The 26,585-nt window shown below is 73.8% G+C and carries 25 protein-coding genes; 14 read left to right on the top strand and 11 right to left on the bottom strand.

What is annotated here, in order from left to right; genetic code table 11:
• Window positions 1-261, bottom strand: a 261-nt coding sequence (locus ACR807_RS30740) for a hypothetical protein (RefSeq protein ID WP_438924952.1), incomplete at its 3' end; no start/stop codon positions are given.
• Between the two features lie 153 nt (window positions 262-414).
• Between ACR807_RS30740 and ACR807_RS30735 the strand changes: the two genes are divergently transcribed.
• The 3 genes from ACR807_RS30735 to ACR807_RS30725 all read left to right on the top strand — a co-directional run bounded on the left by ACR807_RS30735 (window position 415) and on the right by ACR807_RS30725 (window position 1,951).
• A complete protein-coding gene (locus tag ACR807_RS30735; RefSeq protein ID WP_438924951.1) occupies window positions 415-858 on the top strand; it encodes a roadblock/LC7 domain-containing protein in 444 nt (147 codons plus the stop codon).
• A 7-nt stretch (window positions 859-865) separates the two neighbouring features.
• Complete coding sequence (locus tag ACR807_RS30730; protein ID WP_438924950.1) at window positions 866-1,381, top strand: DUF742 domain-containing protein; 516 nt, start codon at window positions 866-868, stop codon at window positions 1,379-1,381.
• A 105-nt stretch (window positions 1,382-1,486) separates the two neighbouring features.
• The gene (locus tag ACR807_RS30725; RefSeq protein ID WP_438924949.1) at window positions 1,487-1,951 is read left to right on the top strand and encodes a GbsR/MarR family transcriptional regulator; all 465 of its coding nucleotides are present in this window, start codon (window positions 1,487-1,489) and stop codon (window positions 1,949-1,951) included.
• Here the strand turns inward: ACR807_RS30725 and ACR807_RS30720 are convergent.
• The 3 genes from ACR807_RS30720 to ACR807_RS30710 form a co-directional block, all read right to left on the bottom strand.
• Window positions 1,888-2,841 (bottom strand): COX15/CtaA family protein, encoded by a 954-nt coding sequence (locus tag ACR807_RS30720; protein ID WP_438924948.1) that lies wholly within the window; start codon window positions 2,839-2,841, stop codon window positions 1,888-1,890. The genes ACR807_RS30725 and ACR807_RS30720 overlap by 64 nt on opposite strands.
• Before the next feature lie 43 nt (window positions 2,842-2,884).
• Window positions 2,885-3,604: an ABC transporter permease gene (locus ACR807_RS30715; protein ID WP_438924955.1), complete on the bottom strand. Its 720-nt coding sequence runs from the start codon at window positions 3,602-3,604 to the stop codon at window positions 2,885-2,887.
• Between the two features lie 62 nt (window positions 3,605-3,666).
• Window positions 3,667-4,581, bottom strand: a complete 915-nt coding sequence (locus tag ACR807_RS30710; protein ID WP_438924947.1) for an ABC transporter ATP-binding protein — start codon at window positions 4,579-4,581, stop codon at window positions 3,667-3,669.
• Window positions 4,582-4,758: 177 nt separating this feature from the next.
• On the opposite strand from ACR807_RS30710, the gene ACR807_RS30705 reads away from it, so the two are divergent.
• The gene (locus tag ACR807_RS30705; RefSeq protein ID WP_438924946.1) at window positions 4,759-5,385 is read left to right on the top strand and encodes a DUF998 domain-containing protein; all 627 of its coding nucleotides are present in this window, start codon (window positions 4,759-4,761) and stop codon (window positions 5,383-5,385) included.
• Entirely contained in the window at window positions 5,382-7,406 is a 2,025-nt protein-coding gene (locus ACR807_RS30700) for a glycosyltransferase (protein ID WP_438924945.1), read from the top strand. The genes ACR807_RS30705 and ACR807_RS30700 overlap by 4 nt, the downstream gene beginning before the upstream one ends.
• A 28-nt stretch (window positions 7,407-7,434) precedes the next feature.
• Here ACR807_RS30700 and ACR807_RS30695 read toward each other — a convergent pair whose 3' ends face one another.
• From ACR807_RS30695 to mptB, 3 genes are all read right to left on the bottom strand, one after another.
• A complete protein-coding gene (locus ACR807_RS30695) occupies window positions 7,435-8,394 on the bottom strand; it encodes a hypothetical protein (protein ID WP_438924944.1) in 960 nt (319 codons plus the stop codon).
• 21 nt (window positions 8,395-8,415) lie between these two features.
• Complete coding sequence (locus ACR807_RS30690) at window positions 8,416-12,078, bottom strand: patatin-like protein (RefSeq protein WP_438924943.1); 3,663 nt, start codon at window positions 12,076-12,078, stop codon at window positions 8,416-8,418.
• A gap of 66 nt (window positions 12,079-12,144) precedes the next feature.
• Window positions 12,145-13,707 (bottom strand): polyprenol phosphomannose-dependent alpha 1,6 mannosyltransferase MptB, encoded by a 1,563-nt coding sequence (gene mptB / locus ACR807_RS30685; protein ID WP_438924954.1) that lies wholly within the window; start codon window positions 13,705-13,707, stop codon window positions 12,145-12,147.
• A gap of 116 nt (window positions 13,708-13,823) precedes the next feature.
• Here mptB and ACR807_RS30680 point away from each other — a divergent pair, with 116 nt between their 5' ends.
• From ACR807_RS30680 to ACR807_RS30640, 9 genes are all read left to right on the top strand, one after another.
• Entirely contained in the window at window positions 13,824-14,579 is a 756-nt protein-coding gene (locus ACR807_RS30680; protein ID WP_438924942.1) for a helix-turn-helix transcriptional regulator, read from the top strand.
• Window positions 14,576-16,021 carry a Fe-S cluster assembly protein SufB gene (sufB, locus tag ACR807_RS30675; RefSeq protein WP_438924941.1) on the top strand — a complete coding sequence of 482 codons (1,446 nt, stop codon included), beginning with the start codon at window positions 14,576-14,578 and terminating at the stop codon, window positions 16,019-16,021. Before ACR807_RS30680 ends, sufB begins: the two co-directional genes overlap by 4 nt.
• 1 nt (window position 16,022) lies before the next feature.
• Entirely contained in the window at window positions 16,023-17,198 is a 1,176-nt protein-coding gene (sufD, locus tag ACR807_RS30670) for a Fe-S cluster assembly protein SufD (RefSeq protein WP_438924940.1), read from the top strand.
• A complete protein-coding gene (locus ACR807_RS30665) occupies window positions 17,198-17,518 on the top strand; it encodes a non-heme iron oxygenase ferredoxin subunit (protein ID WP_438924939.1) in 321 nt (106 codons plus the stop codon). The genes sufD and ACR807_RS30665 overlap by 1 nt, the downstream gene beginning before the upstream one ends.
• Window positions 17,519-17,552: 34 nt before the next feature.
• Complete coding sequence (gene sufC, locus ACR807_RS30660; RefSeq protein WP_438924938.1) at window positions 17,553-18,326, top strand: Fe-S cluster assembly ATPase SufC; 774 nt, start codon at window positions 17,553-17,555, stop codon at window positions 18,324-18,326.
• A 46-nt stretch (window positions 18,327-18,372) separates the two neighbouring features.
• Window positions 18,373-19,674: a cysteine desulfurase gene (locus ACR807_RS30655; protein WP_438924937.1), complete on the top strand. Its 1,302-nt coding sequence runs from the start codon at window positions 18,373-18,375 to the stop codon at window positions 19,672-19,674.
• Window positions 19,674-20,117, top strand: a complete 444-nt coding sequence (gene sufU, locus ACR807_RS30650; RefSeq protein ID WP_438924936.1) for a Fe-S cluster assembly sulfur transfer protein SufU — start codon at window positions 19,674-19,676, stop codon at window positions 20,115-20,117. The genes ACR807_RS30655 and sufU overlap by 1 nt, the downstream gene beginning before the upstream one ends.
• Entirely contained in the window at window positions 20,114-20,515 is a 402-nt protein-coding gene (locus ACR807_RS30645; protein WP_438924935.1) for a metal-sulfur cluster assembly factor, read from the top strand. Before sufU ends, ACR807_RS30645 begins: the two co-directional genes overlap by 4 nt.
• Window positions 20,516-20,743: 228 nt before the next feature.
• The gene (locus tag ACR807_RS30640; protein WP_438924934.1) at window positions 20,744-21,349 is read left to right on the top strand and encodes a GNAT family N-acetyltransferase; all 606 of its coding nucleotides are present in this window, start codon (window positions 20,744-20,746) and stop codon (window positions 21,347-21,349) included.
• 88 nt (window positions 21,350-21,437) lie between these two features.
• On the opposite strand, the gene ACR807_RS30635 is transcribed toward ACR807_RS30640, so the two are convergent.
• The 4 genes from ACR807_RS30635 to ACR807_RS30620 form a co-directional block, all read right to left on the bottom strand.
• Window positions 21,438-22,550: a carboxylate-amine ligase gene (locus tag ACR807_RS30635; RefSeq protein ID WP_438924933.1), complete on the bottom strand. Its 1,113-nt coding sequence runs from the start codon at window positions 22,548-22,550 to the stop codon at window positions 21,438-21,440.
• A gap of 135 nt (window positions 22,551-22,685) precedes the next feature.
• On the bottom strand, window positions 22,686-24,389 hold the full coding sequence (locus ACR807_RS30630) for an EAL domain-containing protein (RefSeq protein WP_438924932.1): 1,704 nt from the start codon (window positions 24,387-24,389) through the stop codon (window positions 22,686-22,688).
• Between the two features lie 40 nt (window positions 24,390-24,429).
• Entirely contained in the window at window positions 24,430-25,506 is a 1,077-nt protein-coding gene (locus ACR807_RS30625; RefSeq protein WP_438924953.1) for a lycopene cyclase family protein, read from the bottom strand.
• 2 nt (window positions 25,507-25,508) lie between these two features.
• A complete protein-coding gene (locus ACR807_RS30620) occupies window positions 25,509-26,486 on the bottom strand; it encodes an MASE1 domain-containing protein (protein ID WP_438924931.1) in 978 nt (325 codons plus the stop codon).
• Window positions 26,487-26,585: the final 99 nt, after the last annotated feature.

Raw genomic sequence — 26,585 nt, 5'->3', positions numbered from 1 at the left:
GTCGCCGCGCCCCGCGCGCCCGCCCGCCTCGCCGCCGAAGGAGGACGGCTGGGCGCCGTTCCGCGGCACCACCACACCCGACGCGCCGACCCCGACCGCGGGCGAGGGCCCCGGCCGCACCGGGTCGGTCTGGTTCGGCGGCACCAGGGTGCCGCCGAGCCCCGCGGAACCCGCGCGGCACCGTGCCGCGGACACCCACGAGCGCGGGGAGGCGCCCGTGAACGACAACCCGTCGGAGCTGCCGAAGAGGCGGCCCCGCACCAACCTGATGTCGGAACGGCCGGGTGCACCCGATGCGGTGGCACCCGTACGGAGGGACCCGCAGGCGACACGCGGCTTCCTCGCCAGCTACCAGACCGGCGTCCGGCAAGGTGAGCGGCAATCCGGTGAGAACCGAGCTGGGCAGGAGAGTGGATGAGCACGCAGAAGTCGCGGCAGGTCGACCAGTTCGGCTGGCTGGTGGGCAACTTCGCCGAGCGCGTGCCGGGGGTGGCCCACGCCGTGGTGATCTCGGTGGACGGCCTGCTGCTCACCGCGTCGAACGGGCTGCCGAACGACCGGGCCGACCAGTTGGCCGCCATCGCGGCCGGGGTGGCGAGCCTCACCGAGTCGGCGGCGCGCTGCTTCGACGGCGGCGGTGTGCTGCGCTCGGTGATCGAGATGCAGTACGGGATCATGCTGCTGGTGTCGATCCGGGACGGCTCGTGCCTCGCGGTGCTGGCCGCGCCGGACGCGGACGTCGGCCAGGTCGCCTACGAGATGACGGTCGTCGTCGAGCAGGTCGGCCAGCTCCTCACCCCCGAGCTGCGCGCCCAGCTCCACGGCGCGAAGCGGATGATGGCCCGCCCTTCCGCGTGAGGTGGTCATGAGCGACCAGGAGCCACCGAACGAGCAGTCGTTCGCCGACCTGCTCAACGGCTTCAGCTTCGACGCGCGCCGGCGGCGACCGGACAAGCCGAAGCCCGAGGAGCCGTCGACCGGGGAGACCAGGCCGCACCGACCGGTGTTCGACGACGGGGACGACGACGTCGACTACCCCCGCGAGGAGGCGGCGTCGATCGTCCGCGCCTACTCGTGGACCGGCGGTCGCACCACGTCGTCGTACCAGCTGGAGCTGGAGACGCTGGTGTCCGCGGTCGACTGGGAGTTCCCGGGCGGCATGAAGGCCGAGCACCACGAGGTGATCTCGCTGGTGGCCAGGCCGCGGTCGGTGGCGGAGGTGGCCGCGCTGCTGCGGCTGCCGCTGGGGGTGGCGAAGGTCCTGCTCGGCGACATGGCCGAGCGGGGCCTGATCGACGTGCACGGGAACGGGGCCGGCGACGGCGAGGAGCCCGACCTGGGCCTGATGGAACGGGTGCTCGCGGGCCTGCGCCGGCTCTGACGGCGCCCCGCCGGGGCGCCCGCCTTTGCGCACTGATCGACATGCGACCTACTATGACTTCAGTGTCGACCGAAGAACGAGGTCGGCCGGAGCTGAGGGGGACGCATGAGCGTCGGACGGGAAACCCGGCTGTCGGCGTGGATCGAGCGGTTCGCGGCGCACTTCGAGAAGGAGGGCATCCCGCTGATCGGCGGGCGCATCCTCGGCTACCTGCTGGTGTGCCAGCCGACCGAGCGGACCGCCGCCGAGCTGTCGCAGGAGCTGGAGGCGAGCAGCGGTTCGATCAGCACGAACATGAAGTTCCTGGTCAACGCCGGTCTGGTGACGAAGCGCACCCGGCGCGGCCGGCAGGCGTCGCAGTACCGCATCAACGAGAAGCGGTGGGCGGACCTGGTGCAGACCAAGCTGGACGCGCTGGTGAGCGTGCGGGAGCTGACCGAGGCGGGGATGCGGCTGATGAGCGGCGACCCGGAGCGGGCGGTGCGGCTCCGGGCCGTGGACGACCTCTACGCGTGGCTGGCGACCGAGCTGCCCGCGGTCTGGGAGCGCAGGCCGTCGTCGACGAAGTGAGCCCGTTCGCGGGTGGAGGTCCACAGGGCGGCGGTGGCGACGACCACCGCGCCCGCGCCCAGCACGTGCAGTGAGACGAGGACCTCGGGCACGCCGGTCCAGTACTGGACCATGCCGAGCACGCCCTGGGAGAGCACGACGGCGACGAGCACCCAGTAGGGGCGGCGGGGCACGGGGTGGCCGCGCAGGGCGAAGCCGAGTGCGACGAGCATGCCGAGGAAGAGGAACAGCAGGTCGGCGTGCAGTTGGGCGAGGGTGTCGACGGGTGCGTCGAGGCGCGGGGTGTTCGCGTCGCCCGCGTGGGGGCCGGCGGCGGTGACGAAGGTGCCGGCGAGGAGCAGGAGGCCGAGGACGGCGGCCTGCACGACCTGGAGCGCCATCAGGGGCCGGGGCACGAGGGGGCGGGCGGGTGCGTCGCCCTCGCCGAGGGCGGCGACGAGCAGCACGGCGAACCAGACGAGCACCATCGAGATCAGGAAGTGGACGCTGACGGTCCACCAGAGCAGGCCGGTGAGCACGGTGAGGCCGCCGACGACGGCCTGGAGGACGACGCCGCCGAACTGGACGAGCGCGAGCTTCACGACGCGGGCGCGGCGGGGGCGGTCGAACCAGGCGGCGAGGACGCAGAGGGCGGCGATGACGCCGACGACGCCGGTGAGGGTGCGGTTGCCGAACTCGACCCACTGGTGCAGGGAGGCGACCTCGGGGTGTTCGACGGGCACCATGCTGCCCTCGAAGCACTGGGGCCAGGTGGGGCAGCCGAGGCCCGACCCGGTCACGCGCACGATCGAGCCGGTGACCGCGATACCGCCCTGGGCGATGACCACGGCGATGGCGAAGGTGCGCTGGAACGTGCTGAGGAAGCGGGTGAACCAGGGTGGGGCGGACACGTCCCGATGGTAGGTACCGGTTCCTGAGAGCGGCCGGCCGGGGTCAGTCGACCCTGGTGGTGCGGGTGGCGAGGGCGCCGGCGGCGAGGCCCCAGGCGAGCAGGACGGCGACGGGGCGCAGGCCGGGCGCGCGGCCGTCGACGGCGGTGGTGTGGAGGGCTTCGGCGAGCGCGGCGGACGGGAGCAGGTCGACGACGGTGGCGAGGGGGCCGGGGAGGGTGTCGACGCCGAGGGCGACACCGCCGATGAGGAGCAGGACGAACCAGGCGATGTTGGCGAGGGCGAGGACGATCTCGGCGCGGAGGGCGCCGCCGAGGAGGACGCCGAGGGCGCCGAAGGACAGGGTGCCGAGGACGAGGAGCAGGGCGGTCCACAGCAGGCCGGTGGGGCCGGGGAGGTCCCAGCCGAGGAGCAGGGCGACGGCGGTGATGATGGCGGCCTGCACGGCGACGACGGCGAGGGCGGCGGTGACGCGCCCGGCGACGAGGAGCCAGCGGGGCAGGGCGGTGGCGGCGAGGCGCTTGAGGACGCCGTAGCGGCGGTCGAAGCCGAGTGCGATGGCCTGGCCGGTGAACGCCGAGGAGATGACGGCGAGGGCGAGGACGCGGGCGGTGGAGGTGGCGACGCGCGGGTCGGGTGCGGGGATGGCGGTCATGAGGCTCATGGCGACGAGCAGCGCGACGGGGATGAGGACGGTGAGCAGTACCTGTTCGCCGTTGCGCAGGGTGAGCCGGGTCTCGGTGCGGGCCTGGGCGAGGAGCATGCGGCCGAGGTGCCCGCGGCCGGGTGCGGGGGTGAAGGTGCCGGGGGTGAAGCGGGGGTGTGTCACGAGCGCAGCTCCCTGCCGGTCAGCTCCAGGAACACGTCTTCGAGGCTCCGCTTGGCCACGGTCAGCTCCTCGGCGAGGACGCCCTGCTGGGCGCACCAGGAGGTGACGGTGGAGACGACCTGGGGGGTGATGCGGCCCTCGACGAGGTAGGAGCCGCGGTTGGCCTCGCGCACCTTCATGCCCTCGGGGAGGGCGTCGCGCAGCAGGGTGAGTTCGAGGCCGGGGCGGGCGCGGAAGCGCAGCTGCTGGTCGTCGGCGTGGTGGGCGGTGAGCTGGGTGGGGCTGCCCTGGGCGACGACGCGGCCGTCGTCGACGATGACGACGTGGTCGGCGAGGGCTTCGGCCTCGTCCATGAGGTGGGTGGTGAGCAGGACGCTGACGCCGTCGTCGCGCAGGGCGCCGACGAGTTCCCAGACGAGGTGGCGGGCCTGGGGGTCCATGCCGGCGGTGGGTTCGTCGAGGAAGACGAGTTCGGGGCGGCCGACGAGGGCGCAGGCGAGGGAGAGGCGTTGCTGCTGGCCGCCGGAGAGCCGCTTGTAGGGGGTGCGGAGGGCGGTGCCGGTGAGGCCGAGGACGTCGAGCAGCCAGGCGGGGTCGAGGGGGTCGGCGGCGCAGGTGGCGACGAGGCGGAGCAGTTCGTCGGCGCGGATGCCGGGGTAGCCGCCGCCGCCCTGGGGCATGACGCCGATGCGGGGGCGGAGGCGGTCGCCGTCGCGGGCGGGGTCGAGGCCGAGGACGCGGACGGTGCCGGCGTCGGCTCTGCGGAAGCCCTCGCACACCTCGACGGTGGTGGTCTTGCCGGCTCCGTTGGGGCCGAGCAGGGCGAGGACGGTGCCGGTGTCGAGGGTGAGGTCGAGCCCGTTCACGGCGGGGGTGGAGCCGTAGCGCTTGACCAGCCCCGACACTTCCACGGCAGGGCGTTGGGGGTGCGGGCTCACGACGGGGAAGCCTAGGGCGTCGGCGGGCGGGTGCCGGTGGTGGGGTGCCGGTGGTGGGGTCAGCCCCACCGGGGTTCTCCGGGTGGCTTCAGGGTTTCCTCGGGGGTGTTCCGGATATTCCGGTGGCTGTTCCGCCACGAGGATTTTCCCGTGGCGCGTATTCGGGGGGACGTTCGGCCGGCGGTGGTGCCGCCGGCGGTGGTGGGGCTCGTGCTGTCGTTGTTCCCGGTGGGCTACTTGCACGTGTCGTCGGTGGGCGAGTTGAGCCCGATCACGCACACGGTCAGCGATTACGTCTTCGTGGACGACGGCGCGGGGTTGCTGGCGGTGACGGCGTTGTCGTTGGCGGCGTCGTCGGCGGCGTTGCTGGTGGCGCTGGTGCGGTCGGGTTTGCCCAGGTGGGGGCCGGTGGCGGTGTTGTTGGGGCTGTGGTCGGCGGGGTTGGCGGTGGCGGTGGTGTTCCCGACGGACCCGGTGGGGGAGCCGACGTCGTTCGCGGGGGCGGTGCACCGGTACGCGGGGGCGGTGATGTTCGCGGCGCTGCCGGCGGCGGGGTGGTTGGTTTCCCGGACGTTCATCGGGAGTGTGGTTCTGCGTCGTTTTTCGGTGGCCGCGGGTATTGCCTCGGTCGTATTCATGTTGAGCCACGCGGCGGTGTTGTTCCCGGGTTCCGGTGCGGTGGTCCTCGGTCTTTTCGAGCGGGTCCTGTTCGCGTTGTTGTACTGCGTGCTGTTCGTCCTGGCGGTCGCGGCGGCGCGGCGGGGGGTGGCGTCGTGACGGGTGTGGCGGTGGGGCTCGCGGTGGTGGGGGCGGTGTTCTTCGCCGTCGCGGCCCGGTTGCAGCACGACGCGGTGCGGGCGGGCGGGGGCGCGCCGCGGGTGGCGGACCTGCTGCGCCGGCCGCGGTGGCTGGTGGGGCTGGTGCTGCTGGTGGTGGGCGCGGGGGTGCACGCGGTGGCGTTGGGGATGGCGCCGTTGAGCGTGGTGCAGCCGGTGGGCGTGGTCGCGATCGGGGTGACGGCGCTGCTGGACGGTCGGTGGCGGGAGTTGCCGGCGGTGCTGGTGACGACGTTCGGCGTGGGGGCGTTCGTGTTCCTGGCGGCGGGCAGCGCGTCGGCGACCGCGGTGGCCCCGGAGGCGGAGGCGCGTGCCGCGCTGGTGGCGCTGGGGCTGGTCGTGGTCCCGGGCCTGGTGGGGGTGCTGTCGGCGGGTCCGGTGGCGCGGTCCCTCGGGTTCGGGGTGGCGGGTGGTGTCGCCTACGGCTTCGTGTCGGTGTTGATGCGGGCGGTGTCGCAGGACGTCCAGCGCGGTGGCGCGTCGTGGGGCACCGCGTTGTCGGTGGCGGGTATCGCCGTCTCGCTCGTGGTGGGCGGCTGGTTCGTCCAGCACGCCTACGCCGGCGGTCCGCCCCACGTGGCGGTCGCCTGCCTCACCGCGGTGGACCCGCTCGTGGCCGTGGGCCTGGGCGCGGTCGTGCTCGGTGAGGCGTCCCGGACCAGTGGCGCGGTCGCCCTGGCCCAGGTGTCGTGCGCCCTCGTCGCCGTCGGCGGCGTGGTGGCGCTGGCCCGCACGTCCGGTGCGGGCACCACTCGTGCAGTCGTCAGATCGGAGAAGACAGTGAACGACGGACGCGCCACGCGGATCGTGATCGCCGCCGAGACGTTCCCGCCGGACGTGAACGGGGCGGCCCGTTTCGCGCACCGCCTGGCGACGGGCCTGGCGGGTCGGGGCCACGACGTGCACGTGGTGTGCGTGTCGCCGTCGGGCGAGGCGCGCTCGGAGCGCGTCGACGGCATCACCGTGCACCGGTTGAGGTCGCACCGCACGCCGTTCCACCGGACGTTCCGGGTCGGGCTGCCGTGGGAGGTGAGACGTGACGTGGGGGTGCTGCTGGCGGCGTTGAGGCCGGACCTGGTGCACGTGCAGGCGCACTTCGTGGTGGGGCGGCAGGTGCTGCGGCAGGCGGCGGCGCTGGGTGTGCCGACGGTGGCGACGAACCACTTCATGCCGGAGAACCTGTTCGGCCACGCCCGGGTGCCGGCGTGGTTGCGGGGGGTGGCGTCGCGGTGGGCGTGGCGCGACCTGGGGCGGGTGTACGGGGTGGCGGACGTGGTGACGGCGCCGACGCCGAGGGCCGTGGAGCTGTTGCACGACAGCGGGTTCCCGGCGCGGGCGGTGCCGGTGTCGTGCGGTGTGGACATCGAGCGCTACCGGGGGCGGCGGGTGGCGGGCGGGGACCGGCCGACGGTGTTGTTCGTGGGTCGGCTGGACGAGGAGAAGCGGGTCGACGAGCTGCTGCGCGCGGCGGCGCTGGTGCCGGGCCTGCGGGTGGACCTGGTGGGTGACGGTTCGTGCCGGGCGGAGTGGGAGCTGCTGGCCCGCGACCTGGGCATCGCGGACCGGGTGCGCTTCCGGGGGTTCGTGCCGGAGGAGGAGCTGCTGGACGCCTACGCGGCGGCGGACGTGTTCTGCATGCCGGGGGTGGCGGAGCTGCAGAGCCTGGCGACGATGGAGGCGATGGCGGCGGGCAAGCCGGTGGTGGCGGCGGACGCGATGGCGTTGCCGCACCTGTGCCGGCCGGGGCGCAACGGGTGGTTGTTCACGCCGGGTGACGTGCGCGGCCTGGCGGACCGGTTGCACGCGGTGACGTCGGACCCGGCGGGTGCGGCGCGGATGGGTGCGGCGTCGGGTGAGCTGATCGCGGCGCACGCGATCGGGGCGACGCTGGACGCGTTCGAGGCGCTGTACGCGCGGGCGGCGGGCGTGCCGCCGGTGGCGCGGGAGGCGCTGGCGGCGTGACGCGCGGGCGCGCGGCCGGCGAGCGGGGTCACCCCCGGGCGGCCTTGAGCGCGCGCAGGTCGTCGCCGAGCGCCTCGGGTCCGGGCATGGGGGCGGTGCGCCACCCGCGCAGCTTGACGATGTCCTCCAGGGAGATCGACGCCGGGTCGCGCAGGGAGGCGATGCGCGACCGGACGGCGGCGGCCACCTCGTCGTCACCCAGCCTCACCGCGGCCTCGCGCAGGCGGCGCAGGCGGGCGACGGCGGCGCGCGGGTCGCGGGTGCCCGCCTCCTCCACCCAGCCGGCCAGCAGGCGGCGGCCGACGTCGCGGGACAGGGCGGGCCGGTCGTCGAACGCCCACGTGCCCAGCAGTTCCACCAGGACGAGCACGCGGTCGGCGTCGGGGGAGCGGAACTGCGCCCACGGCTCCACCGGGCCGGAGAGGCGGTGCTCGCCGTTGAGCCGCACGACGACCCGTTCGGCGCCGGGAGTGTGGTGGGGCACGGCGGTGGCGAGGGCGGTGAACAGGGGGGTGCGTTCCTCGACGTCGGCGACGAGGGTGAGGGTGCCGTCCCGCAGGGTGGAGCCCAGCACGGTCCAGCCCCACAGCCGCAGCGCGAAGTCGGCGGTGCGGGTGTCGTCCAGGCCGAGCACGGACAGCGCGCGCGGGTCGGCCAGGTCGACGCCCTCGGCGGCGGCGGTCACCAGCAGCGCCAGGTGCGCCTCCTCGCTGGGCGGGGACCCGGCGAGCGCGGTCCGCGCGCCCGGGTCGTGGACGACGGCCCTGAGCCGGGGGCCGTTCGCGCGCAGGACGTCGGCGACGGCGCCGGTGAACCCGGGGCCGGACCGCTCGCACCCGGCGAGCAGCAGCGACCACAGGCGCACGCCGTCGCCCGTGCCGCGCACGTCCACGCCGAACGCGTCGCGCACCACCGACCGCCCGTACACGTCGAGCGTCCTGGGGTCGGAGGTGCCTGCCGTCCGCTCGGCCACCGCGAGAACCGTCACGGTCGAGGATTCTCCCCGACCTCAGTCCACGTCCACGCCGGTGGTCGACAGGCGGGCCGCGCGCTGCGCCACGCGCCGCCCGGTGGCGTTGAGCACGGGCCTGCCCGAGCCGGCGTCCAGCTCGGTCAGGAACTTGAACAGCATCCCGTGGCCCTCCAGGCGCTTGAGCAGCGCGTCGGCGACCTCGTCGGGGTCGAAGTCCACGACGGACATCTGCTCCACCAGGGACGTGGCGATGGTGCGGCGCGCCCGCAGCGGCACCCACCAGGTGGTGACCAGCAGCAGCACGAGGCCGAACGCGAGCGCGGTGCCCAGGACCGCCTCCCAGCCGGGGAAGCGCAGCGCGAACACCTGCACGGCGGCGGCCACGACCAGCAGCGCGGCCCCGTACACGGCGGCCCACCCGGCGGTGGCCGACGCGGGCGGTTCGGCGGCCTCGGTCTCCCAGCGGCCCTCGACCTGCCGCCACCGCCGTAGGGAGCTGCCCAGCGCGTAGGAGGTGACGGCGCCGAACACGACGGCCACGCCCGTGCCGGCGACCACCGCGGCGGGCGGCAGGTCGTAGACCCGGTAGCGCACGAACGCCCACACGCCCACCACGATCACCGCCGCGACCAGCACCCGCAGCAGCAGCCGCGGCTTGAGCCTGATCTTCGCGAGCACGGCCAGCGGCGTGCCGACGGGCGCGGGCAGGCTGCCGATGACCAGCAGCGCGACGACGACCAGCAGCACGCCGCCCACGGCGACCATGCCGGTGGTGGCCTGTGCCGCGGCCTTCCCGTCGGCCATCTCGTCGCGCACCCGGTCGATGGCGACGGTGACCAGCGGTATCACCGGTGACAGCAGCACCAGGCCGTGCAGCAGGGTGCCGGAGCGCAGCGCGGCGTAGCCGAACGCGGCCAGCAGCGTGCCCGAGCCCAGCGCCGCCGCCGGGCCCACCGCCCACGGCGGCAGCAGGTCGAACAGGGCCAGCACGAGCAGCGCGCCGCCCAGGGCGAACCCGAGCAGCCCGAGGAACTGGGCGAGCTGCCCGCCGCGGGTCAGCCCGGTGATCGTCCAGTACGGCAGCAGCGCCGCCCCGCGCAACGTCCTGGTCAGCGGTTTCGCCGTGCCCAGGCCCGAGTTCTCGCTGTCGGCGACGGTGATGGCCACGGCCGCCGCGGTCGCCGCGGTGCGGATCACCTGGTCGCTGCTCGCCTCCTGGACGAGCGGTTCGCGCCCGATGCCGGCCCGGTCGAACGCGGCCAGCGCCCGCACGCCGACCTCGACGCGCTCGGCGTCGGTGCGGGCGGGCAGCTTCGCCAGCAGCGCCGCCTGCTCCTCCAGGAACAGCTCGCCGCGCGAGCGCCGGTCCGCGCCCTCGTGCCGGTCGGCGAGGATCGCGGCGCGCAGCGCGGGCAGCTCCTCGCAGGCGATGCGGGTGTGCAGCGACCACGCGGCCAGCTCGGCGAGCGCCGCGCACGTCGGCGGGTGGTCGCCCTCCGGGTCGGCGTACAGGGCGGCCAGCTCGGCCTCCGCCCGCCGCGCGTACGGCACCAGCTCGTCGGGCAGCGGGTCGCCGAACAGCTCGCGCACCAGCTCGGCGACCCGCCGCGCGGCGCGCTCCGCGGGCTCGCCCTCCCCGCCGGCGAGCCGGTCGGCGCGCAGCAGCCGCTTCGGGTCGAACAGGACCCGGCACAGCATGGTGGCGCCGTCCATGCGGCCCCAGATCCAGTCGTTGACCCGCCACGAGCGCTTGAGGAACCCGGAGAACCGGCCCATCGACGCGCCGCCCGCCTTGTCGTCGGCGGTGAGGCTGTACTCGGCGAACGCGTTGCGCGTCTGGAGGCTGATCTGCACCAGCTCCACGGCCTGGTCGAGGCCGCCGGGGCTGTCGTCGGCCAGGCACGTGGTGGCGACCTCCAGCGCCAGCGCCCGCGACAGCGGCAGCGCGTCGCCCGCCAGGCCGGCCCCGGTCTCCGCGGGGGTGGCCGGGTCGGTGAGCAGCCGGTGCCACGACCGCAGCCCGCCGACGCGCAGCCCGTCGTCGTCGAACCGGGAGAGGGTCTCGCGGGCCTCGCCGAGGACGCGCGCGATCCGGTCGACCTGCTCGCGCACCCGCTGCCCGACGCCGTCGGGTTCGCGCAGCATCTTCTCCGCGAACCGCGCGACCCGCCGCTCCCAGTACCCCTGGTCCAGCTCCTCGGTGGTGTCGGTGGTCCAGTGCGCGTCGAGCTCGGCGCGGGCGGCGCGCAGCCGTGCCCGCACGTCGTAGAGGTCGGTGCGGGCGAGCGCGAGCCGCCCGGCGTCGGGCATCACCCACACCAGGCGCTTGAGCAGGTCCATCGCGGCGGAGGCGAGCCGGTCGGCCATCGTGATGCCCCACGGCCAGCCGTGCCCGGGCAGCGCGGCGGGCTGGGGCGCGTCGGGCACGTAGGGCAGGCCGTCGTGCCGGTCGTGGTACCGCCGCTGCGCGGCCTCGGCCGCGGCCCGCACCCGTTCGAACGTCCAGCCCGCGGCGTTCGTGCCGGGCACCTCGAACTGCCGGGTGGTCACGTCGCGCGCCGCGTGCCGGATGCGCACGTCCTCGTAGTGGTCGTGCAGGGTCCCGGCGAGCGCGTAGAGCTTGTCCACCACCGAGCCGCCCGCGGCCAGCCGGTCGAGCAGGGCGTTGCGCCCGCCGCGCCGCGACGCCGCGTCGCGGTTGTGCTGCTCGATGCGGTCGACGTAGGTGCGGCCGCTCTGGCTGGTCAGCGCGCCGAGCAGCTTCGCGCCGGTGGCGACGGTGCTGGGCAGCGCGCCGTCCACGGGCGCCACCGGCTCCACCACGGCCTCGGGCGCGTGCGGGAACACCAGCAGCATCACCCGCCGCACGGGCCCCTCGGCGGGCATCCGGTCGATGGCCTCCAGCGCCTCCCGGGTGGGGGTGTTGACCAGCACGCCGCCGTCCACGGCGTAGCGCGACCGGTTGTCCGCGCCGTTGGACCAGGACGCGACGCCGTCCATGTTCGGCCTGGCCCCGTCGGGCGCGCCGGGCGCGACCGGGACGAACGACGGTTCGAACGCGAACGGGAACGACGCGGAGGAGCGGGCGGCCAGCGCCAGGCGGCTGACCAGGCCGGGCAGGTCGTCGGCGGTGAAGTCGTCCCGGTCGCCCGCGCCGGGGTCGCGGCGGAACGAGAAGCTGCCCTGGTGCGTGGACTGCACCATGGTCTGCCCCAGGTCGTCGTGGGTGACCGTGGGCACGCCCGCCAGCAGCGTCGTGGTGATCCGCAGGTCCACCGGCCGCTCGTCGCGCGGGGTGGGCTCGAAGTCGGCGGTCAGGCGCTCCAGCGCCTCCCGCAGCCGCGGCAGGAAGAACTCGTCGCCGCGCAGCAGCGACACCGGCTGCCCCCGGAACGGGGTGCGCAGCAGCTGCTCCATGCGGCCCTGCTCGGCCCACAGGTCCCGCAGCCTCTCCACCCGCGCGTTGGCGTTGACCTGCGACAACGCCAGGGCGGCGCCGTTGATGCCGCCCGCCGACGTGCCGGTGATGACATCGGCGCGCGCGGTGCTGCACACCATGTCGAGCAACGCCGACCAGGGACCGTCGCCCCTGGTCAGGCGGTCGAGTTCGAGCACCACCCCGCCCATCCAGACGGCGAGGCTCACCCCGCCGTTGAGCACCACGGCGAACCGGATCTGCTCCTGCGGCACGTCGGACATCGCGCGTTCCTCCCCCGAGGCGACGATCTTCCCGCTACCCCTACCTCGCCCGAACGGGCCGGTGGGTTACACCGACCCGGGCAGCGGGTCCCGCCTGATCAGCGGGAACACCTGCTTGCGGGCCACGAACAGGCACACCGCGAACGCGATCAGGGCGCCCGCCACGGCCTGCGGCACGGTGTAGGCGCGGCCGTCGAACGCCGAGCCCGTGGGCGGCAGGATCACCGCGATCACCGCGCTGGCCGTGGTCGCGAACACCCGGAAGCGGCGCGCCAGCACGGCCGTGGCCAGCGGCAACGCCGCCCACAGCACGTACCAGGGCTGGAGCACGGGCCCCAGCACGAGCACCGCGCCCAGGCCCGCGCCCAGGCCGTTGACGGCCTTGATGCGGCCCCGGAACGCCTTCCACAGCAGCGTCGCCGCGAGCACGACCGACACGCCCTGGGTGACCAGCCGCATCAGCGCGATCATCGACTCGGTGTGGTTGCCCAGCCCCAGCAGCAGGCCCAGCCCACCGCCCGTGAAGCCCATCGCGGTGGGCGGCGACATCCAGCTCTTGACCGTGCTCGCCGTGTTCAGCGTCTGCACCCAGCCGAACCCGAGGCCGGTGCCGACGCACGTGCCGACCATCACCACGCCCGAGATGAGCAGCAGCAGCAGCGCCGCCTTGACCAGGTCGGTGAACCGGCCGCCGAGCCGCCTGGCGATCATCACGCCCAGGAAGCCCAGCGCCAGCGCGGCCGGGATCTTCACCGCCGCGCCCATCGTGATCATGGTCGCGCCGAGCACGATCCACAGCAGCTCGTCGCGGGTCACCGGCACGCCCGGGGTGGTCGGCATCCGGCGCAGCGCCAGCTCCATGCCGACCAGCATCAACCCGATCGCCAGGCCCTCGTTGTGCACGCCCACGACCAGGTGGAACAGCACCAGCGGGTTCGCCGCGCCCAGCCACAGCGCGCTCACCGGCGGCACGCCGAAGCGCCGGGCGAGCCGGGGCAGCGCCCACACGATCATCGCCAGGCCCAGCAGCACCAGCAGCCGGTGCAGGAAGATCCCCGGCAGGACGCCGTCCCCGGTCACCATCGAGATGACCCGGCCGGCCGCCAGGAACAGCGGCCCGTACGGGGCGGGCGTCTCGCGCCAGATGTTCGGCACGTTCACGGTGAGCGGGTGGTCCACGCCCAGCGCCGTGGCCGGCCCCAGCTCGTAGGGGTCCTGCCCGTTGGCCGCGATCTGCGACTGCGCCAGGTAGCTGTAGACGTCCCGGCTGAACATGGGCAGCACGAACACCAGCGGCGTGATCCACATCAGCAGGGTGCGGTCGAGCTGGCTGCGGGTCATCAGCCGCGGCCGGCCCGGCCGGGCGAACCGGCCCAGCCACAGCCACGCCGACACGATCAGGAAGATGCCCGTCCACACCACGGCCATCGAGGCGCTGTTCATCCGGGGGAACAGGCCCAGCACGGGCGTGCCCGGCAGGGGGCTGAACACCGGCGCGGCGCCCGCGCCCAGCGACCCGACCGCCATCAGCAGGGCGCCCACGGTGCCCCACCGGCGGATGATGTCGAGCTGCCGCCGCTCGGGGGCGTCGAGGGGCGCGGCCTCGCCGATCGCGCTCCGGTTCGCCATCACCACTCCGCCCGCCGCCACGCCCGAAGGGTAGCGACCGCCCCCGGCGCGTGAGTCGGGTCACCCGATCCGGGGCGATCTTTGCGAGCGCCGACGAAATAAGCAACACTGGTGTTGTGAAAAACGTCGGGACCGACTCCACCGGCGTGCCCGCGGGGCACGACGGCCGGACCCGGCACGCCGTCGCCCGGCTCCTGCTGGAGCAGGGCCCGGTCGCCGCGGCCTCGGTCGCGGACCGGCTGGGCCTGAGCCCCACGGCGGTGCGGCGGCACATCGACGCCCTGGTGGCGGACGGTGAGGCGACCGGCAGGGAGGCGCCCCGGCGCACCCAGCGCGGCCGGGGTCGCCCGGCCAAGCTGTTCCTGCTGACCGAGCAGGGGCGGGCCCGCTTCGGGCACGCCTACGACGACCTCGCCGTCGCCGCGCTGCGGTTCCTCGCCGAACAGGGCGGGGAGGAGGCGGTACGGGCCTTCGCGCAGCGCCGCGTCAGCGCGTTCGTGGACCAGCACCGGGCGGCCATCGTGGCCCAGCCCGACGCGGCCGACCGGGCCAAGGCCCTCGCGGCCGCGCTCACCCGGGAGGGCTACGCTGCCTCGGCGCGGCACGTGGGAGCGGGTGAGCAGCTCTGCCAGCACCTGTGCCCGGTCGCGCACGTCGCCGCCGAGTTCCCGCAGCTGTGCGAGACCGAGACGGCGGCGTTCGCCGACCTGCTCGGCACGCACGTCCAGCGCCTGGCCACCATCGCCCGCGGCGATGCCGTGTGCACGACGCACATCCCGAACACACCCAGGACCGCCTCGGTTGACGCCGACGGCCCGAACCGGGTCGGCGACGCCGACGCACGGACTTCAGATGGAGGGGAGCCCGCATGACTGCCGCTGCCGAGCAGCGCACCACCACAGCCCCGCTCAGCCAGGAGGAGACCCTGGCGAGCATCGGCAACTACGAGTTCGGCTGGGCCGACTCGGACGCCGCCGGCGCGAGCGCCCGCCGAGGTCTGAACGAGGACGTCGTCCGCGACATCTCGGCGAAGAAGAGCGAGCCCGAGTGGATGCTCGACTTCCGCCTCAAGGCGCTGCGCCTGTTCGACCGCAAGCCGATGCCCACGTGGGGCTCCGACCTGTCGGGCATCGACTTCGAGAACATCAAGTACTTCGTCCGGTCGACCGAGAAGCAGGCGGCGACCTGGGACGACCTGCCCGACGACATCAAGAACACCTACGACAAGCTGGGCATCCCGGAGGCCGAGAAGCAGCGCCTCGTCTCCGGTGTCGCCGCCCAGTACGAGTCCGAGGTCGTCTACCACAAGATCCGCGAGGACCTCGAGGAGCAGGGTGTCATCTTCCTCGACACCGACACCGCCCTCAAGGAGCACCCGGAGCTGTTCAAGGAGTACTTCGGCTCCGTCATCCCCTCGGGTGACAACAAGTTCTCCGCGCTGAACTCCGCGGTCTGGTCCGGCGGCTCGTTCATCTACGTGCCGAAGGGTGTCCACGTCGACATCCCGCTCCAGGCGTACTTCCGGATCAACACCGAGAACATGGGCCAGTTCGAGCGGACCCTGATCATCGTCGACGAGGGTGCCTACGTGCACTACGTCGAGGGCTGCACCGCGCCGATCTACTCGTCGGACTCGCTGCACTCCGCCGTCGTCGAGATCATCGTCAAGAAGGGTGGTCGCTGCCGCTACACGACCATCCAGAACTGGTCGAACAACGTCTACAACCTGGTCACCAAGCGCGCCAAGGCCGAAGAGGGCGCGACCATGGAGTGGATCGACGGCAACATCGGCTCCAAGGTCACCATGAAGTACCCGGCCGTGTTCCTCATGGGCGAGCACGCCAAGGGCGAGGTCCTCTCGATCGCGTTCGCGGGCGAGGGCCAGCACCAGGACGCCGGCGCGAAGATGGTCCACATGGCGCCGCACACGTCGTCCACGATCGTGTCGAAGTCGGTGGCGCGCGGCGGCGGCCGCACCTCCTACCGCGGCCTCGTGCAGGTCAACAAGCGGGCGCACCACTCGAAGTCCACGGTCAAGTGCGACGCGCTGCTGGTGGACAACATCAGCCGCTCCGACACCTACCCCTACGTCGACGTCCGCGAGGACGACGTGTCGATGGGCCACGAGGCCACCGTCTCGAAGGTGTCCGAGGACCAGCTGTTCTACCTGATGTCCCGCGGTCTCAACGAGGACGAGGCCATGGCCATGATCGTGCGCGGGTTCGTCGAGCCCATCGCGCGCGAGCTGCCCATGGAGTACGCGCTCGAGCTGAACCGCCTGATCGAGCTTCAGATGGAAGGGGCCGTCGGCTGACATGGCCGTCACCACCGAAGACCAGCAGCACGGCCTGACGGCCCACTCGCACGGCGCGGGTGCCCCCATCTCCTCGCGCGCGGACCACTTCGCGTCGTTCGACGTGGACGCGTTCGAGGTGCCGGGGGGCCGCGAGGAGATCTGGCGCTTCACCCCCATGAAGCGGCTGGCCGGCCTGCACGACGGCGCGCCCGCCACCGGCACGGCCACCGTCGAGGTGACCGCGGCGGAGGGCGTCACCGTCGACCGGGCCGCCCGCGGCGACCAGCGCCTCGGCGTGGCCGGCACCCCCGGCGACCGCGTCGCCGCCCAGGCGTGGAACTCCTTCACCGAGGCCACCGTGATCACCCTCCCCGGTGACGCGAAGTCCGGGCCCACCACCGTCACGGTGACCGGCGCGGGCGAGGGCCGGGTCGCCTACGGCCACCTCCAGGTGCACGCCCGGCCGTTCGCCGAGGGCGTCGTCGTCCTCGACCACCGCGGCTCCGGCGCGTACGCCGACAACGTCGAGTTCGTCGTCGACGACGGCGCGCACCTCACCGTCGTCGCCATCCAGGACTGGGCCGACGACGCGGTGCACGTCTCCGCGCACCACGCCAAGCTGGGCCGCGACGCCTCGTTCAAGCACACCGTCATCACCCTCGGCGGCGACCTCGTCCGGCTCACCCCGGTGGTCACCTACACCGGGCGCGGCGGCGACGCCGAGCTGCTCGGCCTGTACTTCGCCGACGCGGGCCAGCACCTGGAGCACCGCACCTTCGTCGACCACGCGGTGTCCAACTGCCGCAGCAACGTGGTCTACAAGGGCGCGCTCCAGGGCGAGGGCGCGCACACCGTGTGGATCGGCGACGTCCTGATCCGCGCCGCGGCCGAGGGCACCGAGACCTTCGAGCTCAACCGCAACCTGGTGCTCACCGACGGCGCCCGCGCCGACTCGGTGCCCAACCTGGAGATCGAGACCGGCGAGATCGAGGGCGCGGGCCACGCCAGCGCCACCGGCCGGTTCGACGACGAGCAGCTGTTCTACCTCCAGGCCCGCGGCATCCCCGAGGAGCAGGCCCGCCGCCTCGTCGTGCGCGGCTTCTTCCACGAGATCCTGCTCAAGATCACCGTCCCCGAGGTGCGCGCGCGCCTCGAAGCCGCCATCGAGGCGGAACTGGAAGCGGTGGGGGCCTGATGCTCCGGGTGTGCTCCGTCACCGACCTCGACGACCGCAAGCCGGTCGCGTTCGAGGTCGGCGACGAGGCCACCCCCGTACTGCTCGTCCGCGACGGCGACACCGTGCACGCGCTGCGCGACCTCTGCACCCACGCCGAGGTCGCGCTCAGCGAGGGCGAGGTCACGCGCAAGGGCGTGGAGTGCTGGCTGCACGGGTCGTGCTTCGACCTGCGCACCGGCCGCCCGTCCTCGCCGCCCGCCACCGAGCCGGTCGACGTGTTCGCCGTCGAGCTCCGCGGCGACGACGTGTACGTCGACGTCGCCACCACCACGAACTGACTTTCGCCCGCCACACCAGGAGAACTGAGCACCAATGGCCACTCTGGAGATCAAGGACCTGCACGTCTCGGTCAACACCGAGGAAGGCGCCAAGGAGATCCTCAAGGGCGTCGACCTGACCATCAAGGCGGGCGAGACCCACGCGATCATGGGTCCGAACGGCTCCGGCAAGTCGACCCTGTCCTACGCCGTCGCCGGCCACCCCAAGTACGACGTCACCTCCGGCACCGTGCTGCTGGACGGCGAGGACGTGCTCGGCATGACCGTCGACGAGCGCGCCCGCGCGGGCCTGTTCCTCGCCATGCAGTACCCGGTCGAGGTCCCCGGCGTGTCGATGACGAACTTCCTGCGCACCGCCGCCACCGCCGTCCGCGGCGAGGCCCCCAACCTGCGCCACTGGGTCAAGGAGGTCAAGGGCGCGATGTCCGACCTGGACATCGACCCGTCCTTCGGCGAGCGCTCCGTCAACGAGGGCTTCTCCGGCGGCGAGAAGAAGCGCCACGAGATCCTCCAGCTGGGCCTGCTCAAGCCGAAGATCGCGATCCTCGACGAGACCGACTCCGGCCTCGACGTCGACGCGCTGCGCGTCGTGTCCGAGGGCGTCAACCGCTACAAGGCGGGCGGCGAGGTCGGCGTCATGCTGATCACGCACTACACGCGCATCCTCAAGTACATCTCGCCCGACTTCGTCCACGTGTTCGCCAACGGCCGCATCGCCGAGTCCGGCGGCCCCGAGCTGGCGGACAAGCTGGAGGCCGAGGGTTACGTGAAGTACATCGGGAAGCAGGAAGCCGCCAGCATCGGCTGACGTTGCACCTGTCGTGACCAACGTTCTGAGAGGAGGCGTCGGAGCAGTGACCACCACCCCCACCGCAGCCGGGACCGCCACCGCGGCCCCACTGGACGCCGCTGCCGTCCGGGCCGACTTCCCGATCCTGGGCCGCACCGTGCGTGAGGGCAAGCGGCTGGTCTACCTGGACTCCGGCGCCACCTCGCAACGCCCGAGGCAGGTCCTCGACGCGGAGCGCGCCTTCCTGGAGACCGCCAACGCCGCCGTGCACCGCGGCGCGCACCAGCTCGCCGAGGAGGCCACCGACGCCTACGAGGGCGCGCGGCAGAAGATCGCCGACTTCGTGGGCGCCTCGTACGGCGAAGTCGTGTTCACCAAGAACGCGACCGAGGGCGTCAACCTCGTCGCGTACGCGATGGGCAACGCCGCCACCGCCGGCCCCGAGGCGGAGCGCTTCCGCGTCGGCCCCGGCGACGAGATCGTAGTCACCGAGATGGAGCACCACGCCAACCTCGTGCCGTGGCAGCAGCTCGCCGCCCGCACCGGCGCCACGCTGCGCTGGTTCGGCGTCACCGACGAGGGCAGGCTCGACCTGTCCGACATCGACACCCTGGTCAACGACCGCACCAAGGTCGTGGCGTTCACCCACCAGTCGAACGTGCTGGGCACGGTCAACCCGGTGGCGACGCTGGTCGGGGCCGCCCGCCGCGTCGGCGCGCTGACCGTGCTCGACGCGTGCCAGTCCGTCCCGCACGGCCCGGTCGACCTCCACGCCCTCGGCGTGGACTTCGCGGTGTTCAGCGGCCACAAGATGCTCGGCCCGACCGGCATCGGCGTCCTCTACGGCCGCCGCGAGCTGCTGGAGGCGCTGCCGCCGTTCCTCACCGGCGGGTCGATGATCGAGATGGTCCACATGGCGAAGTCCACCTTCGCCCCGCCGCCGGCGCGCTTCGAGGCCGGCGTGCCCATGACGTCCCAGGCGGTCGCCCTCGGCGCGGCCGTGGACTACCTGGACGAGATCGGCATGGACCGCGTCGCCGCGCACGAGCACCGGCTGACCGAGGCCGCCCTGCGCGGCCTCTCCGCCATCCCCGGCGTGCGGGTCGTCGGACCCCTCGACACGACCGACCGCGGCGGCGCGGTGTCGTTCGTCGTCGACGGCGTCCACGCCCACGACGCGGGCCAGGTCCTCGACAGCCTCGGCGTCGCCGTCCGCGTCGGCCACCACTGCGCGTGGCCGCTGCACCGCCGGATGGACGCCGCGGCGACCGTCCGCGCCAGCTTCTACCTCTACAACACGCTCGACGAGGTGGACACCCTGGTGGACGCCGTGCGCGAGGCGCAGAAGTTCTTCGGGGTGGCGTGATGCAGCTCCAGCAGATGTACCAGGAGATCATCCTGGACCACTACAAGAACCCCCACGGCCGCGGCCTGCGCGACCCGTTCGACGCCGAGTCCCACCAGATCAACCCGACGTGCGGCGACGAGGTCACGCTGCGCGTGCGGCTGGACGGCGGCACGGTCGCCGACGTGTCCTACGACGGCCAGGGCTGCTCCATCAGCCAGGCGTCCACGTCGGTGATGACGGACCTGGTGGTCGGCAAGCCGGTCGACGAGGCGTTCGCGAAGCTCGACGCGTTCGTCGAGCTGATGCAGGGCCGAGGCCAGGTCGAACCGGACGAGGACGTCCTGGAGGACGGCATCGCGTTCGCGGGCGTGGCGAAGTACCCGGCGCGCGTCAAGTGCGCGCTGCTGGGCTGGATGGCTTTCAAGGACGCCGTGGCGCGCAGCGAGGGAGCGAACCCATGAGCAGCACCGAAGAGGACGTCGTGCGCGGCGTGGAGGGCATGCCCGAACCGCCCGCGCCGAAGGCCGACGTGGCCGCGCTGGACGACGTCGAGGAGGCCATGCGCGACGTGGTCGACCCCGAACTGGGCATCAACGTCGTCGACCTCGGCCTGGTCTACGACATCCGGGTCGACGACGACAACGTGGCCCTGATCGACATGACCCTGACCTCCGCGGCGTGCCCGCTGACGGACGTCATCGAGGACCAGACCCGGTCCGCCCTCGTCGGCGGCGGGGGCGGGAGCGGCGGGATCGTCAGCGACTTCCGCATCAACTGGGTCTGGATGCCGCCGTGGGGCCCGGAGAAGATCACCGACGACGGGCGCGAGCAGCTGCGCGCCCTCGGCTTCACCGTCTGACCCGTTCCCACCACCGAACCCGCCGTGCCGCCTACCGCGCGCGGCGGGTTCGGCGCGTCCGGCGGGCCTGCCCGCTGCGACTCGCCTGCTCCGGCTCGCCTGCTCCGGCCCGAGTGCTGCGGCCCGAGTGCTGCGGCTCGCGTGCTGCGCAGGGGTCCCCGCCCAGGGGACCCCTGTTCTTCATCTTGCCGGCGACCACCGACAAAACCGGGCGCGAAAGCGCTTGCGGTGGACCAGGATGGCCTCGTGCCCTACCTCGCCCCGCCCACCCTCCCCGCCGGCGCCCTGCGCGACCGCGACCAACCCCGCCTCGACGTCGACGACCGGCTGGTGCTGCGCCCGTGGCACGAGGGCGACGCCGCCGCCGTGACCGAGGCGTTCGACTGCCCCGACATCCGGCGCTGGCACCTGCGCCGCATGAACAGCCCCGAGGAGGCCCGCGCCTGGACCCGGGGCTGGAGCACCAGGTGGAACGTCGAGACCGACGCCTCCTGGGCCGTCGCCGACCGGCGCACCGACGAACCGCTCGGCCAGGTCGGCCTGCGCACCGTCTCCCTGCACGAGGGCGTCGCCCAGCTCTCCTACTGGGTGCTGCCCGCGCACCGCGGTCGCGCGGTCGCCGTCCGGGCGACGAGGACCGTCGAGCGGTGGGTGTTCGACGACCTCGGCCTGCGCCGGCTGTTCCTCCAGCACTCCACCGCCAACGCCCCGTCGTGCCGGGTCGCCGCCAAGCTCGGCTTCGCCCTCGAAGGCACCCTGCGGGCGGCCCTCGTGCACCTCGACGGCCCGCACGACCTGCACTGCCACGCCAAGCTGAGCACCGACCCCCGCTGACACCGACCCCCGCTGACACCGACCCCCGCTGACACCGACCCCCGCTGACACCGAGCCCACGGCCACCGCCCTCCCCGGGCGGCCCCGCTCAGGTCTGCCCCACCAGGAACGACACCACGTCGGCCGGCTCACCGCGCCGCGCGAACGCCCGCCGCTGCCGCACCGCCCCCGTCCCGTCCGCCAGCAGCCGCTCCACCCCGTCCACCACCAGGTCCTCGTCACCGGCCGCCCGCAGCGCGGGCCGCACCCAGCCCACCAGCTCCCGCACCAGGTCCGCCGCCGCCACCAACCGCCCGCTGCGCGGATCGACGCCCGCGCCGCCCAGCCCGTCGCGCGCCGCCCGCCACAGCGCGCCCCGCAGCACCACGTCCGACACCGGGAACGCGGGCGCGCCCGCGACCGCCATCGCCGCGACCGCCCGCACCAGCGCCGCGACCAGCACCGCCTCGTCCACCGTGGCCGCCACGTCGCACACCCGCAGCTCCACCGTCGGGTGCTTCGCCGACAGCCGCACGTCCCAGTAGACCATCGCCTCGTCCAGCGCCGCCCCCGACTCCAGCAGCGCCCGCGTGCCCGACCGGTAGTCCTCCACCGACGAGAACCACGGCGGCGCGCCCGCCGACGGCCACGGCCCCCACATCAGGTACCGCCAGCTCGCGTACCCGGTGTCCCGGCCGTCCCAGAACGGCGAGTTCGCGGACACCGCCAGCAGCACCGGCAGCCACTGCCGCAGGTGGTTGCAGATCAGCAGCCCCGTCGCCGGGTCCGGGATGCCGATGTGCACGTGGCACCCGCAGATCGTCAGCCCGTCCACCAGCGACCCGAACTCCGCCGCGATCGTCCGGTACCGCGCGCCCTCGGTCAGCGGCGGCGGCCGGCTCTCGCGCAGCACCGGCGTGCCCGTCGCCACGATCCGCGCGCCGTGCCGGGCGGCCAGCACCCCCAGCTCCCGCCGCGCCGCCACGAGCTGCTCGCGCACCTCCGCCATGGTCAGGCACACCGCCGTGGCGCTCTCCACCTGGAACGCCGTCATCTCCGGCTGGAGGTCCAGCCCGCCGTCCGCCCCGCCCAGCACCGCCCCCGCGATCGGCCGCAGCGCCCCCGTGACCGGGTCGACCAGCAGGAACTCCTCCTCCACGCCCACCGTCAGCGGCAGGTCGGACACGGGGCGCGGGAGCGTCAGGGCGGTCGCCTCGCTCACCGGGACCTCCTTGCGCTGGGTGACCACCCTGGATGCTATGAGTGATCAGCACTGGTGCACAGGCAGCGATGCGGTGAACTTCCGCGACCTCGGCGACCGGCACGGCGGTCACGGCGGTCACGGTGGTGGCGGCGGTCAGCCCACCGCCAGGTGCGGCCCGCCGCGCAGCACGTCCACGTGGTCGCTCCCCGGCCGGCCCAGCACCCAGCTGGTGCCGCGCAGCGACTTCGCGTGCTCCTTCAGCGGCGCCAGCAGCCGCGACACCTCGCGGTAGGAGCCCACCGACCCCGCCGCGCAGATCAGCGTGGCCAGCGACAGCGTCACCGGGTGGCCCTCCGCGTCGAACGGCGCGTCCAGCACCGCCGCCGAGAACGGCACGATCTCGTCCAACCCCGCCACCACCAGGAAGTCGTCCCCGCCCACGTGCCCGACGTGCACGCCCGGGAACGCCGCCGCACCCTCCGTCAACGCCCGCCCCAGCGCCCGGATCAGGTCGTCGCCCGCCGCGAACCCCACCGAGTCGTTCACCCGCTTGAACGCGTCCACGTCCAGCCACCCCACGGCGAACAGGTCACCGCCCAGCACGCGCCGGTCCACCTCGCGCGCGAACGAGTCGGTGCCCGGCAGCCGCGTCAGCGGGTTCAGCGCCGCCGCCCGCTCCACCTTCAGCTCCGCGATGCCCCGCACCACGTCCGCCACCCGCACCACGCCCAGGCACCGGTCGTCGCCGTCCACGACCACCAGGTCGTCGTTCGTGCGCTCCCGGTGGGTGTGCGCCACCACGTCCAGCAGCTCCAGCGCGCTCGACTCCGCGCCGATCACCTTCGGCCGGTCCGCCAGCCGCGCCGCCTCCCGCTTCGCGTGCAGGGCGTGGCCGAACGGCCCCGTCACCGCCAGCAGGAACCGGTTGCGGTCCACCGTCCAGCGCGGCCGGTCCTCCTCGTCGACCAGCACCACGCCGGTCACCGTCGGCCGGCTGCCCAGGACCTCCAGCACCTCCTCCGACGTCGCCGACTCCGGCAGCGTCGTCGCCGGGTGCAGGAAGTCCGTCACCCGCGGCCCCGACCCGCGCCGCACCTGCCCCGTCATCGTCTTCGTCGTCGACTCGGGGTCGTTGACCTCGCTCAGCACGGCCGCGATCGTCGCGTCCACCCGCGGCCGGCGCTGCGCGGTCGCCAGCAGGTTGCCCTGCGCCAGCCGCACGCCCAGCCTGCGCAGCGCCGCCAGCTGCGCCTCCGTCTCCACGCCCTCCGCCACGATCAGCGACCCCGTGTGCTCGCACAGGTGCTGCAACGCCTGGACCAGCGCGAACCTCGCCGGGTCCGAGGGCAGCGCCACCACCACCTCGCGGTCGAGCTTGAGCACCTCCGGCTGCACCTCGGTCAGCAGCGACAGCGGCGAGTCGCCCTCGCCCACCCCGTCCAGGCCCAGCCGGAACCCGTCCTCGCGCAACCGCCGCAACCCCCGCACCAGCAGCCGGCGCGGCGCCCGCGAGTACGGCACCCCGACCTCCAGCACCAGGTCGGACGGGGCGCGGTCCACCTCGCGCAGCACCGCGTACAGCGGCGCCAGCAGCTCCGGCTTGTCCGCGATCGTCATCGCCAGCAGGTTCACGTGCAGCGGCACGCCGAGCCCGTGCTCGGCGGCGTGGCGGACCGCGCGGCACGCGAGCGCCACGTCGGTGTTCGCCAGGTACCCCGCGCGGAAAGCCGCTCGGAGCAGGTCCTGCACGCTGCCGTCGTGCGGCCGGGCCAGTGCCTCGACCGCGACGACACCCCCGGTGTTGAGGTTGAACAGCGGCTGGAAGGCGAACCGTACGTCATCCAGCAAGGCGGGCACCCCCGGATCGTGCCCGTTCCGCCACCACAAGACGAGGGCGTTAACCCGGTGTTCCCCAACTTTTGGCCGATCGCACAGGAAATGCCATTCGACCGCGCATCGACCACGACGCGTCGTGGAACAACCGCAACATCGCCGAAAGCGTCCCCCGCAGGTCACCGTGCCCGCCGAGGTATGCGCGTTGGTGGTTGTCGGGCAAAAGGAAGAACTGGTGGAAGAATTCCGGCACCTCGTCGGGCCGCATCGCCAACAACGACGTGAGACCGCGCGACCACATCGCGTGGACGACCCGTTCGGCGGTCGACCGCACCACCGGGCGACCCGCCGCCAGCGCCGCCGCCACCACCGGCGCCCGCCGCAGCGCCGCCGCCACGCTGTAGCCCGTCGCCGGGTGGATCAACCCCGACGCCGCCCCGAACGCCCCGTCGCGCGGCCGGCCGTCCAACGGGATGTGCACCCGCTCCTCGTCCTCCGGCACCGCGATGCCGTGCACCGCCAACCGCGCGTGCAACCGCAGCCGCAGCTCCGCCAGCGGCAACCCCGGCCGCCGCGCCAACGACGTCTCCTCCAGCAGCACCCGCGTCGCCGACACCGGGATCGCGTACAGGAACGTCGGGTCCGCCGTCGTCGCCGCCGGCGGCTTCCGCCAGTCCATGATCACCGCTTCGTCGACGCCCACGAACGGCCGCGCCACCTCCGCCGGCACCACCACGCCCACCGCCGTCTGCGCCGCGCCCGAACCACCCGCAGCGCCCGACGCGTCCACCACGCGCCCCCGCAGCACCCGGCCGTCCGCCAACCGCACCGACGACGCCGACCGCTGCACCACCCGGCCCGCCACCACGTCCACCACGGCCGGCAGCTCCCACAGCCGCTCGTTGTCCAGCACCGCGTACCGGCGACCCACCGCGTGCTCCGCCGTCGTCACCACCCGCGACCGCGACGCCTCCACCGCCACCGGCGCGCCCGGCGGCAACTCGTCCGCCCAGGCCGCGTACGTCGCCCGGAACCTCCGCTCCGGGTTCGGGTCCACCAGGGCCGTCCCCAGCCCGCGCGCGGCGCACGCCCGCGCCAGCGCACGCCCGGCCGGACCGCCACCCACCACGACCACGTCCACGCTCAAAGCCCCTCCGGCCGCCGCGGTGGCAGCAGGTCGCCCAACGGGGTCGGCCGGTACCTCGACACGACCTCCGACAACTGCTCCACCGTCCGCTCGATCGCCGCCTGTGCCGCGTTCCGCTCCGCGATCACCGTCGACAGCAGCAGCGCCGTCAGCACCGCCGTCCCGTTATAAGCCTGGAGACCCACCATCCGCACGAGGAGATCCACACCCGCGAACGGACCGCTACCCGCCGCCGCGCCCCGCGCCGCCATCGTCGCGGCGATCAACGCGCACGGCGCCGTGCCCAGGTGCTGGAAGCGCAGCGCCGCCCAGATCAGGAACGGGAACACCAGGTACATCAGGCGCACGTCGCGCGACGTCGCGAACAGCATCACCGCCGTCAGGCTGCCCACCAGCGCTGCGGCCTCCACCCACCGCCTCGGCGACGGCCGCCGCCACCGCAGGGTCCGCAGCGCCAGCACCATGGGCACGAACACCAGGACGCCCAGCGCGTCACCCGTCCACCACACCGCCCACGTCGACCAGAAGCGACCGCCGTCCACCACACCGTTGAGCAGCAGGGCCGTCGACCCGACCGTCGAGCTGACCAGCATCCCCGCGAGCGCCCCGAGCAGGACGAGCGCCAACGCGTCCCGCGTCCGGTCCAGTTCGAGGCGGAAACCCGCGCGCCGCAGCAGCAGGCAGGCCACCACCGGACCCAGCGTGTTGCCGGCGCAGATCGCCACCGTCACCGGGAGGTCGCCCAGCGACGCGTTCACCGCGAACGCCCCCAGCGTCACGCCGGGCCACAACCGCAGCCCGCCCACCAGCAGCGCCAGCACCGCCACGCCCGTCGGCGGCCACAACGGCGTCACCTGGTCGTTCACCAGCGCCTGGAGCAGACCGAGGCGCGCGCCCAGGTAGTAGCAGGCCGCGACGAGGAGCACGAGCACGACGTAGGAGCCCCACGGGCGGGCGCGAGGGGAGAGGAGCACCGGCACAGCATCCCCCTATCGGGGGAGCGGCACCACGTCTAGCTGCGAAAACACCCGGACGGCCCCCCCGATTTCACTATCGGCCCGCCCTCGTGTAAG

The organism is Saccharothrix sabaoui, from assembly GCF_051756985.1.
Classification (GTDB): domain Bacteria; phylum Actinomycetota; class Actinomycetes; order Mycobacteriales; family Pseudonocardiaceae; genus Actinosynnema.
The sequence above is the reverse complement of the archived record's forward strand: the minus strand, read 5'-3'. Positions and strand labels throughout refer to the sequence as shown.